Genomic DNA, 16,824 nt, shown 5'->3' with positions numbered 1-16,824 from the left:
GCTGCGCCGTTACACGGCGCAGTCCTCGCTGGCCCGGCGTTCTTTCTTGATCGGTGAAACGTTTGCACCAGCCGCTGGCGTGCCGTCGCGCGTCATCAGCTTGTATTGCGGGCGTCGCGTCAGCCGGTAGACCGCGGCCGGCGGCACGTTGAGGATGGCGCGGTCGACCAGCGTGGCGCGCAGGCCGAGCCGGTCGAGGATCGGCCGCGGCACCGGGCAGCGCATGCCGTAGGTGAATTGATAGAACGCGCCGCCGGGACGCAGATAGCTGAACGCGCCGCCGACGATCGAGATGACCTTGCGCGGCGACATGTTGAGCAGCGGCAGTCCGCTGACGACGGCGCCGACCGGCGCGCCATCGTAGAGCCGCTCCGAGGCGAGGCGCGCCGCGTCCATCCACAGCACGCGCGCGCCGGGAAAGCGCAGCTGCAGCAGCCGCATGAAATCCGAGCCGTACTCGATCAGCGTGAGATCCTGCTGGCGCACGCCGCGCTTCAACAGCTGATAGGTGAATGCGCCGGTGCCCGGACCGAGCTCGAGCACCGGGCCGGTGTCGGCGCTGATGTCGCGCGTGATGAGTTCGGCGAGTGCTGCGCCCGACGGCGCAATGGCGCCGACGCGGCCGGGGGCCGCTATCCACGCCGTGAAGAAAGACAGCAGATCATGTGACATTGGGATTCCCAACAAAGTGTCGCGGCGCTTCGACTCAGATGCGAAGCGTGACGCCCTGTTTGCGGGAGCTGCATTGCGACAACATTGCGCGAGAGCCGTTCCGATTGAATCGGAACGGCTCTCGACTCTGGTTTCGATGCGGTTTTCTTCACGCGAACCGGTGCCCATCCCGCAGCGAGTGCGGGACAGGCTTCGCTCGAAAACGCTTCGGCATCACGACGCGAACGGCGCCGGCGGTAATGTGAGGCGGAAGCACGCGCCGCCCTTGGGACCATCGAGCACGGAGACGTGACCGCCGTGCAGCCTTGCGATCTCGCGCACCATGTTGAGGCCGAGGCCGGCGCCGCGGTCGAGCGGCGCGAGCCGATAGAACGGATCGAAGATCCGCGTGCGCTCGCCCTGGGGAATGCCGTCGCCTTCATCCGATACGTCGATCGTCGCGGCGCTGCCGACATGGATGGTGATGGTGCCGCGGCGGCCGCCGTGCTGGATGGCGTTCTGCACCAGGTTGGTGAGCGCGCGCTCCAGCGCCGCCCGATCGCCGGATGTTTCCACACGGTCGACCGAAGTATCGAGCGACAGCTCATAGCCGGCCGCGATCGCGAGCGGCGCAAGGTCGGCCGCGACATTGCGTGCGACCGCGACGAGATCGACGCGGACGAACGGATTGCGGCACTGGTCGAAGCGCTGGATGTCGAGCAGTTGCTCGGCCAACGTCGCAAGGCGTGCCGAATCCTCGAGCAGGCGGGTTTTCTCCGGGCCTGGCGGCAGCGACTCCAGCCGCGTGTTGAGGATCGCGATCGGCGTGCGCAATTCATGGGCCGCGTCGGCGACGAAGCGCTGGTGCCGGGAATAGCCGTCGTCGAGCCGCTTCAGCGCGTCGTTGATGGCGGTCACCAGCGGCGCCACCTCGAGCGGCAGATGATCGGCCGACAGCCGGCTGCCGCGCTGGCGGAAATCGATCCGGCGCGCTTCGTCGGCGGTGGTGTCGAGACCGGCGAAGGCGCGCTTCACCACCATCGGCGTCGCGATGAAGGTGGCGCATGCCATCAGGAAAAGGCCGGGCAGGGCAATGGCGAGGAATGCCAGCGTGGTGGCGAGCGCGGTCTTGACGCTCGACATCGGCCCCTGCGTCGCCGTGAGCACCTGCACGGGGCCGGCGTCCGAATTGACGCGCTTCAGCCGCGCCGGCGGCTTGCGCGGATCATCCTCGAACATCTGCCAGCCGAGCCGCGCCTGGCTGATCTGGTCGAGTGCGCCACCGATCCTGGCGAATTCCGGCGGCACCGCGCCTTCCGTCAGCGAACGGCCTTCCCGGTCGCGCACCAGGAACCAGAGGTCGGGCGTGTCGTCACGGAGCTTTTGCAGTTCGGCGGTCGGGCGCAAAATCAGATCGCCCTTGCCGTCGCGTGCGACCGCGCCCTGCACGATGGAAATCACATGATCCTCATCGCGCGGAACGATCAGGAAGCCGGTGGCACACAACGCGCTGATCAGGCAGACGATCAGCATGGCAAGCAGCAGCGCCTGCAGCGTCACCAGCCGCCAGCTCAGTTGCGAGCGCAGGCAATAGTGCTCGGCCTGTTCGCTCATGACGTTTGCTTCAACAGATAGCCGACGCCGCGGATGCTGTGGATCTCGACGCCGGCGTTGGCGTCGGCAAGCTTGCGCCTGAGACGCGAGACGTGCGCATCGAGCGCGTTCGACTGGATCTCGTCCTCGAAATTGTAGACGGCTTCCTCCAGCGTCGCGCGCAGCACGGTGCGGCCGAGGCGGCGCAGCAGCGTCTCCAGCACCAGCAGCTCGCGCCGCGGCAGCTCGAGCGGACGGCCGTCGACGCTGGCCTCGCGATGGCTGCAATCGAACGCCACGCGGCCGGCCCTGATGATCTCGAGCTGCAGTCCGGCCGGCCGGCGCAGCACGGCGCGCAGCCGCGCCAGCAGTTCTTCCACGGCGAACGGCTTGGCCAGATAGTCGTCGGCGCCGCTGTCGAGGCCGGTGATGCGGTCGGTGAGCTCGCCGCGCGCGGTCAGCACGATGATCGGGACGCCGTCGGCCTTGGCGCGCAGCTTCGGGATCAGCGTGAGGCCGTCGCCGTCCGGAAGCTGCCGGTCGAGCAGGACCGCGCCATGCACGTCGGCGGAGATCGCTTCCTCGGCCTCGGCAAGGTTCGGCACGTGGTCGACCACCATGTCGTAGCCCTTCAGCGCCTGCGACAGCGCCGCCGCCATTTCGGCCTCGTCCTCAACCAGCAGTATCCGCATGTCCTTGTGGGTCCAGCTCCTGAAGGCAGGTTTTAAGGCAAGTAACATTGCAACAACATTGCGGAAATGGCCGCCTGGCGCGAGCAGGGGTGCCATGTTGTCACCCCCTCAAGACAGTCCGGAAGGCGCTGGCTATAACCGCCCGCACACAAATCTGGGAGGACTGCCAATGATCTACGAGACCCGCGTCTATCGCTGCCTGCCGGGACGCCTGCCGGCGCTGCTCAAGCGCTTCGAGACCATCACGCTGAAGCTCTGGGACAAGCACGGCATCAGGCAGGCCGGCTTCTTCACGACGCTGGTCGGGGAATCCAACCAGGAGCTGACCTATCTGCTGGCCTGGGAATCGCTCGCCGAGCGCGAGAAGAAGTGGACCGCGTTCCAGACCGATCCGGAGTGGATCACCGCGCGCGCCAAGACCGAGGAGGACGGCCAGATCGTTCTCAACATCGTCAACCAGCTTCTGGTGCCGACGGCGTTTTCGTCGGTCAAGTGACGCGGTGGGCGCAGGGGGCGCGATGACGAGACTTCGTCGCGCCCTATAACCGGCGCGGCTATTGCGGGCAGCCGGACGTCTGGTCGCCCTGGGTCACCATCGGCTTGCCGTTGATGAAGACGCCGCGGCTGCCGGAGGTCGTCTTGCCGCCGCAATGCGTGCGATCTCCCATGACCACCGCCGGCTTGCCGTTGATCAGGACGTTGGGCACGCCCTCGACGAGCGCGCCGCCATTGCTGGTGGTATCGCCGCTGCGCGCCGCCGGCTTGCCATTGACGGTCACGCCGGTGGCGCCGCTGGTGACGACCCCGGGCTGGCTGCTGGTCTGGCCGTAGGCGAGGCCCGACATCGCCGACAGGGCGATGACGGCTCCGATCATCAGCGGGATGCGCATGTCTTCCTCATGGGAATCTGTTCCGCACCAGTTTATAGGCGCTGTTTGGGCGGGATTGTGTTAGCACGGCGCACCTACGGCGTCAGCGCAACCCCCTCATCGTGCCGGATGGCTTGATCCGTCCCGCCCGGGACTGCATGGTCGCCGGCAAAAGGATGCAGCATTTTGACCAATCAGGTTTCCGCGCCAGCCGCCGCGCCGATCGTTGCCGTCGGATCGGCCAAATTCGGCAATGCCTTGCCCATCTCGATCATCGCCGGTCCCTGCCAGCTCGAGAGCCGCGCCCACGCGCTTGAAGTGGCGTCCGCGCTGAAGGAGATCGCGGCCCGGCTCAAGATCGGTCTGGTGTACAAGACCTCGTTCGACAAGGCGAACCGCACCAGCGCGACGGCGGCGCGCGGCATCGGATTGGCGCAGGCGCTGCCGATCTTCGCCGAGATCCGGTCTTCGCTCGGGTTGCCCGTGCTGACCGACGTGCATGAGGCGACCCAGTGCGCCGATGTGGCGCAGGCGGTCGATGTGCTGCAGATCCCGGCCTTCCTGTGCCGGCAGACCGATCTCTTGCTGGCCGCAGCTGCGACCGGCAAGGTCGTCAACGTCAAGAAGGGCCAGTTCCTGGCGCCATGGGACATGGCCAATGTGGTCAGCAAGATCACCGGCGCCGGCAATGCCAATGTGCTGGTCACCGAGCGCGGCGCGTCGTTCGGCTACAACACGCTGGTCTCGGACATGCGCGCGCTGCCGATCCTTTCGCGCACCACCGGCGCGCCTGTCATCTTCGACGCCACCCATTCGGTGCAGCAGCCGGGCGGCAAGGGCACCTCGTCGGGCGGTGAGCGTGAATTCGTGCCGGTGCTGGCGCGGGCCGCGGTCGCGGTCGGCGTCGCCGGCGTGTTCATCGAGACCCATCCCGATCCGGATCACGCGCCGTCCGATGGCCCCAACATGGTGCCGCTCCGTGAATTCGAGGCGCTCGTCAGGCGGCTGATGCAGTTCGACGCGCTGGCGAAGACGGCGGCCTGACCGGCGGACAACGACATGACCGCAACCAGCGGCATGCCGCCGGCCCTCAACGTGATCACGCTGGCGACCTTCGCGGCGAGCCTGTCGGTTCGCGCGCTCGATCCGGTGCTGCCGCATGTCGCCGAGGATTTCGGGGTCAGCATCGCGACCGCGGCGAGCTTTGCCGCGGTGTTCGCCTTCACCTTTGCCGCGGTGCAGCCGGCGATCGGCGCCGCCGCCGACCTGTTCGGCAAGGCGCGGCTGATGACGATCTGCCTCGGACTGCTCGGTGTCGCCAACATCCTCGGCGCGCTCTCGACCTCGTTTCCGATGCTGTTCGTGACCCGCATCCTCGCCGGCATCGGCTCGGGCGGGGTGTTTCCGGTGGCGCTGTCGCTGACCAGCGATCTCGTCGGCCCGGACAAGCGGCAGCTTGCGATCGGGCGAACGCTGGCGGGGTCGATGACCGGCAATCTGCTCGGCGCGACGGCCTCGGGCCTGATCGGCGACTTCCTCGGCTGGCGCGGCGTGCTCGCGGTGCTCGGCGGCCTCGTGATCATCGTTGCGCTGGCGGTTGCGGCCGGCTTCCGCGGCGCCGCGCTCAATCGTCCGCCGCGCACCAGCCTGAAGGCGCTTCGCCACGGCTATCGCACCATCTTCACCAATCCGAACGCGCGGATCTGCTATTCGGCTGTTTTCATCGAAGGCTGCTGCGTGCTCGGGCTGTTTCCGTTCATCGCTTCATTCCTGTTCGAACTCGGCGAGACCTCGCTGTCGATCGCGGGCATCGTGATCGCGGGCTTTGCGATCGGCGGATTGCTCTACACGCTGACGGTGGCGCGCCTGCTGCCGTTGATCGGGGTGAGGGGGATGATGATCGTCGGCGCGACGCTGGTCGCTATCCAGCTCGTCGGCGTCGCCTTCGGGCCGCACTGGAAATTGCAGATGGCGAGCCTTCTCGTGATGGGCCTCGGCTTCTACATGATCCACGGCTGCCTGCAGGTGTTCGCCAGCGAGCTGTCGGTCGAGGCCCGCGCCACCGCGCTGTCGCTGCACTCGTTCTTCTTTTTCATGGGCCAGACCGTCGGCCCGATCGCCTACGGTTTTGGGCTGCAACACGCCGGCAAGACCGCGACGCTGGTCTCGGCCGCTGCCGTGATGGTGGTGCTCGGCTTTATCTGCGCGAGATTTTTGAAGCAGACGCGGCCGGCGGATGCCGCGGCGCGGCCAGACGTCGAGCCGTAGTGATGGTACATATTTGATGAATATAAGCGTCGCCTCTTCAGGGACGCGGGTATCGAGAGGCTGAGGAATGCAAAACGCGTCAGTGGCCGCGCTTGCGTACGAATTTCTGTTCGAGGTTTATCGGAAGATGGATCTCGACCGAAAGCGCGGGAACATCAGGTCGCTCCCTGATGAAAATGGCACGCTACGCGAGGCCTTCCATCATGAATTCTCAAGTAACTGGGAGTGGCCGGGTGGTGTGCTGGAGCAACTCGGTGTTCTCAGGATTCTCCAACCAACGCGCGGCCTGTGGGGGCCGAATTTCTATCCCGTGATGACTTTGGATGAATGCTCCGTTGCCAACTTCTCGAAATTCGAAACTTTCGACAACTATTGCGTTGCAATGTCCTCTTTCGAGGTGCTGCATAGTCCTTCTGAATTCCGCGGGGAGGTCTATCTTCACAGTCGATCGCCTCACTTTCTGGACGCGGTCGCGTCCCAGGACGATATCTTTCTGATTCAGGACGACGGTCAGGTCAGGTTTGACCAGCGGCGCTTCAACGAGAAAGTCATGACACGTTGGGAAGAGCTGGAAGTTCGTCGCATCCATCCCAAAGGCGGTACTTAGGCTTCCAGGCAGCGGCGTTCCATCGACCCCGCTAGCCCCTTCCGCGATACGTCGCGACGCCCTGATCGGGAACCCAGACGCCCTTCGGCAGCCTTCCGGTCTGGAAGAACACGTCGATCGGGATGCCGCCGCGCGGATACCAGTAACCGCCGATCCGCAGCCATTTCGGTTTGATTTCCTCGACGATGCGCTTCCCGATCATGACGGTGCAATCCTCGTGGAAGGCGCCGTGATTGCGGAAGCTCGCCGCATATAGTTTAAGCGACTTAGATTCCAGGAGCCACCGGCCCGGCACATAGTCGAGCACCAGATGGGCGAAGTCCGGCTGGCCGGTGATCGGGCAGACCGAGGTGAATTCCGGGATAGCGAAGCGCACCAGATAATCCGTGCCGGCCTGCGGATTGGGGACGCGGTCGAGCACCGCCTTGTCCGGGCTATCCGGCCACGCGACGGCACGGCCGAGTTGCAGGGTTTTCTTCGCCATGGGCCTCATCCTTGTGAGAGAGGCCGAAATGAACGGAAGCGGGCGGTTCGTCAACCGTCCGCGTGCGGGGGCAGGGTGCTACGCGGGCGCGGCAGTCTGGATCAGGACCAAGCGGTCTTGGCCGGATTCACAGCCCCAGACCTCGCCGGGCCGGCCATCGAGTTGCCGGACATTTGCGCCGGCGCGGTCGCTCGGAAAGGCGTTGAAGGTCGCGCCCACCGGATCGAAGCGCATGATCGCGTTGGCCGAGAAATCGGTGAGCCAGACCTTGTCCTTGTCGTCGACATAGACGGCATAGGTCCGTGGATTGCTGCCGGGTAGCTTCCAGGCCCTCCACGTCGCGTCGGCGGGATCGTGCACCGACACGTTGCCGCTGTTCCATTCGCTGACCCAGATCCGCCCCCGCGAATCCGACCACACCCGTCGCGCGCCCTGTTTCGGCGTCGGCGGCTGGACCACGCTGGCGTTGCCGGTCGCACGGTCAATCCGTGCGATATAGCTGCCGGCAAGCGAGGCGTACCAGATGTCGCCGTTTGGGGTCACGGTGACGCCGTAGGGGCCGACGCCGCGCGGTGCCTCGAACACCTTCATCTCACCGGATTTCGGATCGAGCCGGCCGTAGAAGCCGGACTGGCCGGTGAACCAGTAGACGCCGCGCTTGTCGAACACACCGGTATTGAGATTGGCGTCAGCGGCTTTCTCAGGCAGGCGGAACAGCGTCACCTTGTGGTCGCCGGGGTCGACGCGGGCGATCGCATTCTGCCCGCCCTCGGTTACCCATGGCGCGCCGTCGGGGCCGATCGTGACGCCGTGCGGGGCCGCACCCTTGCCGAGGCTGACCAGCTTGACCGCACTGTCGCGCGGATTGAGCCGGCCCAGCGCACCGCTGCGCTGGCCCGTGAACCAGACGGTGCCATCGGGCGCCGGCGTGACATCGTGCAGGCCGGTCCCGGCATCGACGTTGAAATATTTCACCCGGAACGGCGTCTGGGCATCCTGCGCCTGCGCTCTCGTGGTCAAAATCGCGGCAGTGGTGGAGGCGAGAAACTGGCGACGGTTCATTGCGTTATCCCGGCTTCGTGAAACAATGGGCCAGCACGCGAAGGTAATCCCCAACAGCATAAACCCACCACATTGCACCGTCAGACGGGCCGGGTGGGCGGGCCGTTCACATTTGCTTGCGCGCCGTGTATGACGCGGCGCATCAGCCAACCCCATATCGAGAAAGAGCACGTCATGACTGACATCGTCGACATCATCGGCCGCGAAATCCTTGATAGCCGCGGCAACCCCACGGTCGAGGTCGATGTGGTGCTGGAGGATGGGTCAATCGGTCGCGCGGCGGTGCCGTCGGGCGCCTCCACCGGCGCGCATGAGGCGGTGGAACTGCGCGACGGCGACAAGTCGCGTTATCTCGGCAAGGGCGTCGAGAAGGCGGTTGCCGCCATCAACGGCGAGATCTACGAGGCCCTCAGCGACCAGGCCGTCGAGGAGCAGGTCGCGATCGACCAGATCATGATCGAACTCGACGGTACGCCGAACAAGAGCCGGCTCGGGGCCAACGCCATCCTCGGCGTCTCGCTGGCCTGCGCCAAGGCCGCCGCCGAATCCTTCGACATGCCGCTGTATCGCTACGTCGGGGGCACCTCGGCGCGGACGCTGCCGGTGCCGATGATGAACATCATCAATGGCGGCGTGCACGCCGACAATCCGATCGACTTCCAGGAATTCATGATCCTGCCGGTCGGCGCCACGTCGTTCGCCGAGGCGCTGCGTTGCGGTTCGGAAATCTTCCACACGCTGCGCGGCGAACTGAAGAAGGCCGGCCACAACACCAATGTCGGCGACGAGGGCGGCTTCGCGCCGAACCTGCCGTCGGCCGACGCCGCGCTCGAGTTCGTCATGAACGCGATCGGCAAGGCCGGCTACAAGGCGGGCGACGACGTCGTGCTCGGCCTCGACTGCGCCTCGACCGAATTCTTCAAGGAAGGCTCCTACGTCTATGGCGGCGAGAACAAGACCCGCTCGCGCTCCGAGCAGGTGAAGTATCTCGCCGATCTCGTCGGCCGCTATCCGATCGTCACCATCGAGGACGGCATGTCGGAGGACGACATGGACGGCTGGAAGGAGCTGACGGATGCGATCGGCAAGAAGTGCCAGCTGGTCGGCGACGACCTGTTCGTCACCAACGTCACCCGGCTTGCCGACGGCATCAAGCACGGCCGCGCCAATTCGATCCTCGTCAAGGTCAACCAGATCGGCACGCTGACCGAGACGCTTGCGGCGATCGAGATGGCCTACAAGGCCGGCTACACCGCGGTGATGTCGCATCGCTCCGGCGAGACCGAGGACGCCACGATCGCCGATCTCGCGGTCGCCACCAATTGCGGGCAGATCAAGACCGGCTCGCTGGCGCGCTCCGACCGCACCGCCAAGTACAACCAGCTGCTGCGCATCGAGCAGCAGCTCGGTACCCAGGCGAAATACGCGGGCAGGGCGGCCTTGAAGGCGCTGGCGTAGCGCCCCAACTTGATCGGGACCCAACAAACGCAAAAAGGGAGGTCGGGATGAGCGACGGCAAAAGCGGTCTGCAACTGCGTTCGCTGCTCAAGAAGAATGGCGAGCTGGAGATATCGCTGGTCAATGTCCCGACCCCCGAGCCCGGCCCCGACGAGGTCGTGGTCCGGGTCGAGGCGACCCCGATCAATCCGTCCGATCTCGGTCTTCTGATCGGCCCGGCCGACATGTCGGCCGCCAAGGTCTCCGGCAGCAAGGAATTGCCCGTGGTGACCGCGCGCGTGCCGGAAGCGGCATTGGCGGGCCTCGCCGCGCGGCTCGACGAGTCCATGCCGGTCGGCAATGAAGGTGCCGGCGTCGTGATCAGGACCGGTTCATCGGATGCGGCGAAAGCGCTGATGGGCCGCACCGTCGCAATGATCGGTGGCGCGATGTACGCGCAATACCGCACGCTGCGCGTCAACGAATGCCTGCCGCTGCCCGACGGCACCACGCCGGCGGAAGGCGCGTCCTGCTTCGTCAATCCGCTGACCGCGCTCGGCATGACCGAGACGATGCGGCGCGAGGGGCACAAGGCGCTGGTGCACACGGCGGCAGCGTCCAATCTCGGCCAGATGCTCAACAAGATCTGCCTCAAGGACGGCATCGGCCTCGTCAACATCGTGCGCAACAAGGAGCAGGCCGACATCCTGCACAAGATCGGCGCCAAGCATGTCGTCGATTCCTCCGCGCCCGATTTCATGGACAAGCTCACCGGCGCGCTGGTCGAGACCGGCGCCACCATCGCCTTCGATGCGATCGGCGGCGGCAAGCTCGCGGGCCAGATCCTGGTCGCGATGGAGACCGCGATCAACAAGACCGCCAAGGCCTATAGCCGCTACGGCTCGAATGTGCACAAGCAGGTCTATGTCTACGGCAGCCTCGACACGCGCTCGATCGAATTGCCGCGCGGCTTCGGCATGGCCTGGGGTGTCGGCGGCTGGCTGCTGTTTCCGTTCCTGATGAAGATCGGTCCGGAGGCCGGCAACAAGCTGCGCCAGCGCGTGGTGGCCGAGTTGAAGACGACCTTCGCCAGTCACTACACCAAGGTGGTCTCGTTGCAGGAGACCCTGCAGCTCGACAACATCGCGGTCTACAACAGGCGCGCGACCGGCGAGAAATTCCTGATCAACCCGAACAAGGGCTGAGGATCGAAACGCAAAGGGCCGTCGCGACAGGGGCGGCCCTTTTGCTTTGCATAGACCAATTCGGTGAAACGCTGCGTTTCCGGAACTGGACGATCCATGCACTTGCATCTTTCCTGGTGCGCCGGTAGGTGAGGGTCACCAGTTTCACGCGCAACCCGAGGGGAATTTGCTATGGCCTATCACATCGTCACCATCGTCGGCAGCATCCGCAAGCAGAGCTTCTCGCTCAAGATCGCCAATGCGCTGGCCAAGCTTGCACCGGCGTCGCTGAAGCTCGATGTGACGACGCTTCAGGAAATTTCCTTCTTCAACCAGGACCTCGAGGCCGCGCCGCCGGCGGACTGGCTCGCCTTCCGCGAGAAGCTGCAGAAGTCGAACGGCGTGCTGTTCGTGACCCCCGAATACAACCGCTCGATCCCGGGCGTGTTGAAGAACGCCATCGACGTTGCCTCGCGGCCCTACGGCAAGAGCTCGTTCATCGGCAAGCCGATCGGCATCATCGGCAATTCGCCCGGACCGCTCGGCGGCGTCAACGCGGTGAAGCACCTGCAGAACATCCTGCCGGGCATTTCCGGCCCGATCCTCGGTCAGCCCGAAACCTATCTCAACGGCGTCGGCGATGCCTTCGACGACAACGGCGAACTGACCAAGGAGTCGCTCGAGGGCGTGCTGCAGCAATATCTCGACGCCTTCGCGGCCTTTATCGAAAAGCAGAACCGCTGAGCAAGAGTCCCGTTCCGATTGAATCGGAACGGGACTCTGAACTTGTCTTGACGCGTTTTCTTCACGCGAACCGGTATCCATCCCGGATCAAGTCCGGGACAGGCTTCGCTCGAAAACGCTCCGGTTCAGCGTTCGTTAACCCCATGGCCGCATGCTCGCGGCCATGGTTTCCCGCACACGCCTCAAATCGATTCTGACCGGGCTCGCCCTCTATACGCTGGCGGCGCTGATGGTCGGCTATTTCGGCGTCAACGCCTACACCGGCAAATACGGCTTGAACGCGCGCCAGGAGCTCGATCAGGAGATCATCGCGCTGACCTCCGAGCTGGCGCGGCTGAAGAAGGAGCGGGCCGAGGGCGAGCAGCGGGTGTCGCTGCTGCGGTCGGACCGGGTCGATCCCGACATGCTGGACGAGCGCGCGCGCTTCCAGCTCGACTACGCCAATCCGCGCGATCTCGTTCGGATCAACAAGTACTGACGACGCGTTCTCAAATTTCAAAATCACACGCGCGCTATCACAAAAATGTCGCGCTGCGCTGCAGTGCGGCATAGCAAAATTCCATCGGGCGAACGCAATCCTTCCAAGGCGATTTGAGTTGGGTTAGAGAGGGTTCTCCGACTTCTCTCACCCGGAATTGCCATGGCCGCACCCAAGAAAAGCGTCGCAAAAGAATCAGGGCAGGAGAAGGCCGGCTCTCCCCCCGAATTCACCAAGGAGCAGGAGCTCAAGGCACTGCGGGACATGCTCCTGATCCGGCGCTTCGAGGAGAAGGCCGGTCAACTCTACGGCATGGGTGCGATCGGCGGGTTCTGCCATCTCTATATCGGCCAGGAAGCGGTCGTGGTCGGCATGCAGATGGCGCTGAAGCCGGGCGACGAGGTCATAACCGGCTACCGGGACCACGGCCACATGCTGGCCTGCGACATGGAAGCCAAGGGCGTGATGGCCGAATTGACCGGACGCCGCGGCGGCTATTCCCGCGGCAAGGGCGGCTCCATGCACATGTTCAGCAAGGAGAAGCACTTTTACGGCGGTCACGGAATCGTGGGCGCGCAGGTCTCGCTCGGCACCGGCCTTGCGTTCGCCAACCGCTATCGCGGCAACGATAACGTCAGCGTGACCTATTTCGGCGACGGCGCGGCCAACCAGGGCCAGGTCTACGAAAGCTTCAACATGGCGGAGCTGTGGAAGCTGCCGGTGATCTACGTGATCGAGAACAACCGCTATGCGATGGGCACCTCGGTGTCGCGCGCATCGGCCCAGCAGGATTTCTCCAAGCGCGGCGCCTCCTTCAACATTCCGGGCAAGCAGATCGACGGCATGGACGTGCGCGCGGTCAAGGCCGCCGCCGATGAGGCCGTGGCCTGGTGCCGCGGCGGCAACGGTCCGATGATTCTGGAGATGCAGACCTACCGCTACCGCGGCCACTCGATGTCCGATCCGGCCAAGTACCGCACGCGCGAGGAGGTCGAGAAAGTGCGTCACGACCAGGACCCGATCGAGCAGGTGCGCAACCGCTTGCTGGCCTCGGGCGTCAGCGAGCAGGAGCTGAAGGCGATCGACGCCGAGGTGCGCGAGATCGTCAACGCGGCCGCCGACTTCGCGCAGCACGATCCGGAGCCGGATCCGGCCGAGCTCTACACCGACATCTACCGCTGACCCACCGCGCAGACGAATTTCAAGACCGATTTCGGGAGCCGATATGCCCATTCAAGTGCTGATGCCTGCGCTGTCGCCCACCATGGAGAAGGGCAACCTCGCCAAATGGCTGAAAAAGGAAGGCGAGACCATCAAGTCCGGTGACGTCATCGCCGAGATCGAGACCGACAAGGCGACGATGGAGGTCGAGGCAACCGACGAGGGCACGCTCGGCAAGATCCTGATTCCGGAAGGCACCGCGGACGTTGCGGTGAACACGCCGATCGCCACCATTCTGGTCGACGGCGAGAGCGCAGCCGACCTCGCCAAGGCGCCGGCGGCACCAGTGCCGCAGCCGAAGGCCGCCGAGGCCGCGCCGGCCGAAGCCAAGGGGGATGCAAAGGCGGAAGCGCCGCAGCCCGCGGCGAAGGCGCCGGCCGGGCCCGCGACCGAACCGCTGCCTGATCCGGAAATCCCTGCGGGGACCGAGATGGTCACGCAGACCATTCGCGAGGCGCTGCGCGATGCGATGGCCGAGGAGATGCGCCGCGACGGCGACGTCTTCATCATGGGCGAGGAGGTCGCGGAATATCAGGGCGCCTACAAGGTGACGCAGGGCCTGTTGCAGGAATTCGGCGCCCGCCGCGTGATCGACACGCCGATCACCGAGCACGGCTTTGCCGGCGTCGGCGTCGGCGCGGCGATGGCGGGCCTGAAGCCGATCGTCGAGTTCATGACCTTCAACTTCGCCATGCAGGCGATCGACCAGATCATCAACTCCGCCGCCAAGACGCTCTATATGTCCGGCGGCCAGATGGGATGCTCGATCGTGTTCCGCGGCCCGAACGGCGCCGCCGCGCGCGTCGCCGCGCAGCACAGCCAGGACTACGCGGCGTGGTACTCGCAGATCCCGGGCCTCAAGGTGATCGCGCCGTATTCGGCCGCCGATTACAAGGGCCTGCTGAAAGCCGCGATCCGCGATCCCAATCCGGTGATCTTCCTCGAGAACGAGGTGCTGTACGGCCACACCGGCGAGGTGCCGAAGCTGGCTGATTTCGTGGTGCCGATCGGCAAGGCGCGGATCGCCCGCGCCGGCAAGGACGTCACCCTCGTCTCCTGGGCGATGGGCATGTCCTATGCGCTGAAGGCCGCCGACGAACTCGCCAAGGAAGGCATCGAGGCCGAGGTGGTCGATCTGCGCACCATCCGTCCGATGGACACCGAGACCATCATCAACTCGGTGAAGAAGACCGGCCGCGCGGTCACGGTCGAGGAGGGCTGGCAGCAGAGCGGCGTCGGCTCCGAGGTTGCCGCGCGCATCATGGAGCATGCCTTCGACTATCTGGACGCGCCGGTGGCGCGCGTCTCCGGCAAGGACGTGCCGATGCCCTATGCCGCCAACCTCGAAAAGCTCGCTCTGCCCTCCGTCGCCGAGGTGGTCGCTGCCGCCAAGGCCGTATCCTACCGGTAACGCCGATGGCCGGTCCCAAGGAGCAGCCGCTGCCGCCTGACGTGATGGGCCGCGACGATGCCATCGAGGTGCTGCGCGCCTTCGTCGTCGATGGCGGCCTGTCGATCGCGTTCCAGCGCGCTTTCGAGGAGCCGGACATGTGGGGGCTGATGCTGGTCGACATCGCCCGCCACGCCGCGCGCGCCTATGCGCGCGAGAGCGAATACACCGAGGACGAGGCGCTCGCGCGCATCGTCGAGATGTTCGAAGCCGAAATCGCCCGGCCGACCGACATGGGCCAAACCAAACCGCGGTCGCAACAAGGTCACTGACAATGCCGATCAATATTCTCATGCCCGCGCTGTCGCCGACGATGGAAAAGGGCAACCTCGCCAAGTGGCTCAAGAAAGAGGGCGACAAGGTCAAGTCCGGCGACGTGATCGCGGAGATCGAGACCGACAAGGCGACGATGGAAGTCGAGGCAGTCGATGAAGGCACGATCGCCAGGATCCTGGTGCCCGAGGGCACGCAGGACGTGCCGGTCAACGACGTCATCGCGGTCATGGCCGGCGACGGCGAGGATGTGAAGGCGGCGGCCAGCGCCGGAGCAGGCGCAGCACCGGCGGCGAAACCCGCCGAGGCGCCGAAGCCGGCTGCCCAGGCCGCGGCGCCGGCGGCGGCTCCCGCACCGGTCGCGACGCCTGCACCAAAGCCGGCCGCAGCGCCCGCAGCGGCGCCTCAGGCCGCTGCACCCGCCGCGCAGGCCAACGGCCACGCCCGCGTCTTCTCATCGCCGCTGGCGCGCCGGCTGGCAAAAGAAGCCGGCATCGATCTCGCCCGCATCACCGGCACCGGCCCGCATGGCCGGGTCATCGCGCGCGACGTCGACGAGGCCAAGTCCGGCAAGGGCCTGAAGGCGCCGGCGGCCGCGCCCGCCGCGGGCCCGAGCATCGCGCCGTCGATGTCGGACAAGCAGATCCTCGCGCTGTTCGAGCCGGGCTCCTACGAGGTGGTGCCGCATGACGGCATGCGCCGCACCATCGCGCAGCGTCTCACTGCCTCGGTGCAGAACGTCCCGCACTTCTACCTCACCATCGACTGCGACATCGGCAAGCTGCTCGCCGCGCGCGAGGAGATCAACGCCGCAGCGCCGAAGGACAAGGAGAAGAAGCCGCTCTACAAGATCTCGGTCAACGACTTCGTCATCAAGGCGATGGCGGTCGCGTTGCAGAAGATTCCGAACTGCAACGTCAGCTGGACCGAAGGCGGCATGCTCAAGCACAAGCATTCCGACGTCGGCGTCGCGGTGGCGATGCCGGGCGGCCTGATCACGCCGATCATCCGCAAGGCCGAGACCAAGACGCTCTCGACCATCTCCACCGAGATGAAGGATTTCGCCGCGCGCGCCCGCGCCCGCAAGCTGAAGCCGGAGGAATATCAGGGCGGCACCACCGCGGTCTCCAACCTCGGCATGTACGGCATCAACCACTTCACTGCCGTGATCAATCCGCCGCATGCCTCGATCCTCGCGGTCGGCACCTCGGAGGAACGTCCGGTGGTGCGCGGCGGCAAGATCGAGATCGCGCACATGATGAGCGTGACCCTGTCGTGCGATCACCGCGCGATCGACGGCGCGCTCGGCGCCGAACTGATCGGCGCCTTCAAGCAGCTGATCGAAAACCCCGTGATGATGATGGTGTGACGGGCATCCGCCATGTACGCGATCTACGGTCCGTACGTTCTGCTCGCGGCCGTCGCCGTCGCGTTGCTCGTCGCGGTCAACCGCGACATGATATCGACGATCCAGTTCAGGATCATGATGATCGGCGCCACGGTGCTGGCGCTGGCGTGGTCCGTGTTCCTCGGTGCGGTATGGCGGGAGTACGGATGAATGGCCGGCACGGCTCGCACGCGCTGGCCCTGGATCTCGTTGTTGCTGTCGGCCGCGCTGGTCTGCAATCCGGTCGGGTTCGATTTTCTGCACTCCGCGTTCTTCGCCGGCGAACAGCTGGCGCGGAACATCGCCCAGCCGATCGTGCTGACGGCCCTGGCCATCATGGCCCTGGCGATCGGGCTCGAATGGCTGGTCAGGTCGTTGATCGCAAGAAGCCGCGCCCGCGGCGCCACACGTTGAGTTGAACGGG

General features: G+C 65.5%; 20 protein-coding genes. 14 read left to right on the top strand and 6 right to left on the bottom strand.

Going from position 1 to position 16,824, the window contains the following annotated elements; all coding sequences use genetic code 11:
* Positions 1 to 9 precede the first annotated feature (9 nt).
* The 3 genes from XI02_RS23315 to XI02_RS23305 form a co-directional block, all read right to left on the bottom strand.
* Entirely contained in the window at positions 10 to 672 is a 663-nt protein-coding gene (locus XI02_RS23315; protein WP_016848388.1) for a class I SAM-dependent methyltransferase, read from the bottom strand.
* Between the two features lie 213 nt (positions 673 to 885).
* On the bottom strand, positions 886 to 2,265 hold the full coding sequence (locus tag XI02_RS23310) for a HAMP domain-containing sensor histidine kinase (RefSeq protein ID WP_018271821.1): 1,380 nt from the start codon (positions 2,263 to 2,265) through the stop codon (positions 886 to 888).
* Complete coding sequence (locus XI02_RS23305; protein WP_018271820.1) at positions 2,262 to 2,936, bottom strand: response regulator transcription factor; 675 nt, start codon at positions 2,934 to 2,936, stop codon at positions 2,262 to 2,264. Before XI02_RS23305 ends, XI02_RS23310 begins: the two co-directional genes overlap by 4 nt.
* 169 nt (positions 2,937 to 3,105) lie before the next feature.
* Here XI02_RS23305 and XI02_RS23300 point away from each other — a divergent pair, with 169 nt between their 5' ends.
* Positions 3,106 to 3,432: an NIPSNAP family protein gene (locus XI02_RS23300; RefSeq protein WP_018271819.1), complete on the top strand. Its 327-nt coding sequence runs from the start codon at positions 3,106 to 3,108 to the stop codon at positions 3,430 to 3,432.
* 58 nt (positions 3,433 to 3,490) lie between these two features.
* Here XI02_RS23300 and XI02_RS23295 read toward each other — a convergent pair whose 3' ends face one another.
* Complete coding sequence (locus tag XI02_RS23295) at positions 3,491 to 3,826, bottom strand: PAAR domain-containing protein (protein ID WP_018271818.1); 336 nt, start codon at positions 3,824 to 3,826, stop codon at positions 3,491 to 3,493.
* Between the two features lie 165 nt (positions 3,827 to 3,991).
* On the opposite strand from XI02_RS23295, the gene kdsA reads away from it, so the two are divergent.
* The 3 genes from kdsA (at position 3,992) to XI02_RS23280 (ending at position 6,680) form a co-directional block, all read left to right on the top strand.
* Positions 3,992 to 4,849, top strand: coding sequence for a 3-deoxy-8-phosphooctulonate synthase (gene kdsA / locus XI02_RS23290; protein ID WP_018271817.1), 858 nt, complete (start codon positions 3,992 to 3,994; stop codon positions 4,847 to 4,849).
* A 15-nt stretch (positions 4,850 to 4,864) separates the two neighbouring features.
* The gene (locus tag XI02_RS23285; protein ID WP_018271816.1) at positions 4,865 to 6,073 is read left to right on the top strand and encodes an MFS transporter; all 1,209 of its coding nucleotides are present in this window, start codon (positions 4,865 to 4,867) and stop codon (positions 6,071 to 6,073) included.
* A gap of 67 nt (positions 6,074 to 6,140) precedes the next feature.
* Complete coding sequence (locus tag XI02_RS23280) at positions 6,141 to 6,680, top strand: hypothetical protein (RefSeq protein WP_018271815.1); 540 nt, start codon at positions 6,141 to 6,143, stop codon at positions 6,678 to 6,680.
* A 31-nt stretch (positions 6,681 to 6,711) separates the two neighbouring features.
* Here the strand turns inward: XI02_RS23280 and queF are convergent, their stop codons facing one another.
* Positions 6,712 to 7,173 carry a preQ(1) synthase gene (gene queF, locus XI02_RS23275; protein ID WP_085964819.1) on the bottom strand — a complete coding sequence of 154 codons (462 nt, stop codon included), beginning with the start codon at positions 7,171 to 7,173 and terminating at the stop codon, positions 6,712 to 6,714.
* 69 nt (positions 7,174 to 7,242) lie between these two features.
* The gene (locus XI02_RS23270; protein WP_018271813.1) at positions 7,243 to 8,226 is read right to left on the bottom strand and encodes a membrane protein; all 984 of its coding nucleotides are present in this window, start codon (positions 8,224 to 8,226) and stop codon (positions 7,243 to 7,245) included.
* 174 nt (positions 8,227 to 8,400) lie between these two features.
* Between XI02_RS23270 and eno the strand changes: the two genes are divergently transcribed.
* From eno to XI02_RS23220, 10 genes are all read left to right on the top strand, one after another.
* Positions 8,401 to 9,684 carry a phosphopyruvate hydratase gene (eno, locus tag XI02_RS23265; protein WP_026192804.1) on the top strand — a complete coding sequence of 428 codons (1,284 nt, stop codon included), beginning with the start codon at positions 8,401 to 8,403 and terminating at the stop codon, positions 9,682 to 9,684.
* A gap of 47 nt (positions 9,685 to 9,731) precedes the next feature.
* Positions 9,732 to 10,868, top strand: coding sequence for a zinc-binding dehydrogenase (locus tag XI02_RS23260; protein WP_018271811.1), 1,137 nt, complete (start codon positions 9,732 to 9,734; stop codon positions 10,866 to 10,868).
* A gap of 171 nt (positions 10,869 to 11,039) precedes the next feature.
* The gene (locus tag XI02_RS23255) at positions 11,040 to 11,591 is read left to right on the top strand and encodes an NADPH-dependent FMN reductase (protein WP_018271810.1); all 552 of its coding nucleotides are present in this window, start codon (positions 11,040 to 11,042) and stop codon (positions 11,589 to 11,591) included.
* Between the two features lie 163 nt (positions 11,592 to 11,754).
* Positions 11,755 to 12,069 (top strand): septum formation initiator family protein, encoded by a 315-nt coding sequence (locus XI02_RS23250; protein ID WP_026192803.1) that lies wholly within the window; start codon positions 11,755 to 11,757, stop codon positions 12,067 to 12,069.
* A 162-nt stretch (positions 12,070 to 12,231) separates the two neighbouring features.
* Positions 12,232 to 13,251: a pyruvate dehydrogenase (acetyl-transferring) E1 component subunit alpha gene (gene pdhA, locus XI02_RS23245; protein ID WP_018271808.1), complete on the top strand. Its 1,020-nt coding sequence runs from the start codon at positions 12,232 to 12,234 to the stop codon at positions 13,249 to 13,251.
* A gap of 43 nt (positions 13,252 to 13,294) precedes the next feature.
* Entirely contained in the window at positions 13,295 to 14,701 is a 1,407-nt protein-coding gene (locus XI02_RS23240) for a pyruvate dehydrogenase complex E1 component subunit beta (RefSeq protein WP_018271807.1), read from the top strand.
* Positions 14,702 to 14,706: 5 nt separating this feature from the next.
* The gene (locus tag XI02_RS23235; protein WP_018271806.1) at positions 14,707 to 15,012 is read left to right on the top strand and encodes a DUF5076 domain-containing protein; all 306 of its coding nucleotides are present in this window, start codon (positions 14,707 to 14,709) and stop codon (positions 15,010 to 15,012) included.
* Between the two features lie 2 nt (positions 15,013 to 15,014).
* Positions 15,015 to 16,382 carry a pyruvate dehydrogenase complex dihydrolipoamide acetyltransferase gene (locus XI02_RS23230; protein WP_018271805.1) on the top strand — a complete coding sequence of 456 codons (1,368 nt, stop codon included), beginning with the start codon at positions 15,015 to 15,017 and terminating at the stop codon, positions 16,380 to 16,382.
* Positions 16,383 to 16,394: 12 nt separating this feature from the next.
* Complete coding sequence (locus XI02_RS23225; RefSeq protein WP_016842485.1) at positions 16,395 to 16,571, top strand: hypothetical protein; 177 nt, start codon at positions 16,395 to 16,397, stop codon at positions 16,569 to 16,571.
* Positions 16,572 to 16,814, top strand: coding sequence for a hypothetical protein (locus XI02_RS23220; protein WP_016842486.1), 243 nt, complete (start codon positions 16,572 to 16,574; stop codon positions 16,812 to 16,814). It abuts the gene before it with no gap.
* Positions 16,815 to 16,824: the final 10 nt, after the last annotated feature.

The sequence above is a fragment of the Bradyrhizobium sp. CCBAU 21365 genome, from assembly GCF_015291305.1.
GTDB classification, from domain to species: Bacteria; Pseudomonadota; Alphaproteobacteria; order Rhizobiales; family Xanthobacteraceae; genus Bradyrhizobium; species Bradyrhizobium elkanii.
This window is presented reverse-complemented; position numbering and strand designations above follow the sequence as displayed.

Bases quoted from the DNA above. Each gene is read 5' to 3' on its own strand.
- XI02_RS23315 (WP_016848388.1), bottom strand. From the start codon at position 672: ATGTCACATGATCTGCTGTCTTTCTTCACGGCGTGGATAGCGGCCCCC.
- XI02_RS23310 (WP_018271821.1), bottom strand. From the start codon at position 2,265: ATGAGCGAACAGGCCGAGCACTATTGCCTGCGCTCGCAACTGAGCTGG.
- XI02_RS23305 (WP_018271820.1), bottom strand. From the start codon at position 2,936: ATGCGGATACTGCTGGTTGAGGACGAGGCCGAAATGGCGGCGGCGCTG.
- XI02_RS23300 (WP_018271819.1), top strand. From the start codon at position 3,106: ATGATCTACGAGACCCGCGTCTATCGCTGCCTGCCGGGACGCCTGCCG.
- XI02_RS23295 (WP_018271818.1), bottom strand. From the start codon at position 3,826: ATGCGCATCCCGCTGATGATCGGAGCCGTCATCGCCCTGTCGGCGATG.
- XI02_RS23285 (WP_018271816.1), top strand. From the start codon at position 4,865: ATGACCGCAACCAGCGGCATGCCGCCGGCCCTCAACGTGATCACGCTG.
- XI02_RS23280 (WP_018271815.1), top strand. From the start codon at position 6,141: ATGCAAAACGCGTCAGTGGCCGCGCTTGCGTACGAATTTCTGTTCGAG.
- queF (WP_085964819.1), bottom strand. From the start codon at position 7,173: ATGAGGCCCATGGCGAAGAAAACCCTGCAACTCGGCCGTGCCGTCGCG.
- XI02_RS23270 (WP_018271813.1), bottom strand. From the start codon at position 8,226: ATGAACCGTCGCCAGTTTCTCGCCTCCACCACTGCCGCGATTTTGACC.
- eno (WP_026192804.1), top strand. From the start codon at position 8,401: ATGACTGACATCGTCGACATCATCGGCCGCGAAATCCTTGATAGCCGC.
- XI02_RS23260 (WP_018271811.1), top strand. From the start codon at position 9,732: ATGAGCGACGGCAAAAGCGGTCTGCAACTGCGTTCGCTGCTCAAGAAG.
- XI02_RS23255 (WP_018271810.1), top strand. From the start codon at position 11,040: ATGGCCTATCACATCGTCACCATCGTCGGCAGCATCCGCAAGCAGAGC.
- XI02_RS23250 (WP_026192803.1), top strand. From the start codon at position 11,755: ATGGTTTCCCGCACACGCCTCAAATCGATTCTGACCGGGCTCGCCCTC.
- pdhA (WP_018271808.1), top strand. From the start codon at position 12,232: ATGGCCGCACCCAAGAAAAGCGTCGCAAAAGAATCAGGGCAGGAGAAG.
- XI02_RS23240 (WP_018271807.1), top strand. From the start codon at position 13,295: ATGCCCATTCAAGTGCTGATGCCTGCGCTGTCGCCCACCATGGAGAAG.
- XI02_RS23235 (WP_018271806.1), top strand. From the start codon at position 14,707: ATGGCCGGTCCCAAGGAGCAGCCGCTGCCGCCTGACGTGATGGGCCGC.
- XI02_RS23230 (WP_018271805.1), top strand. From the start codon at position 15,015: ATGCCGATCAATATTCTCATGCCCGCGCTGTCGCCGACGATGGAAAAG.
- XI02_RS23225 (WP_016842485.1), top strand. From the start codon at position 16,395: ATGTACGCGATCTACGGTCCGTACGTTCTGCTCGCGGCCGTCGCCGTC.
- XI02_RS23220 (WP_016842486.1), top strand. From the start codon at position 16,572: ATGGCCGGCACGGCTCGCACGCGCTGGCCCTGGATCTCGTTGTTGCTG.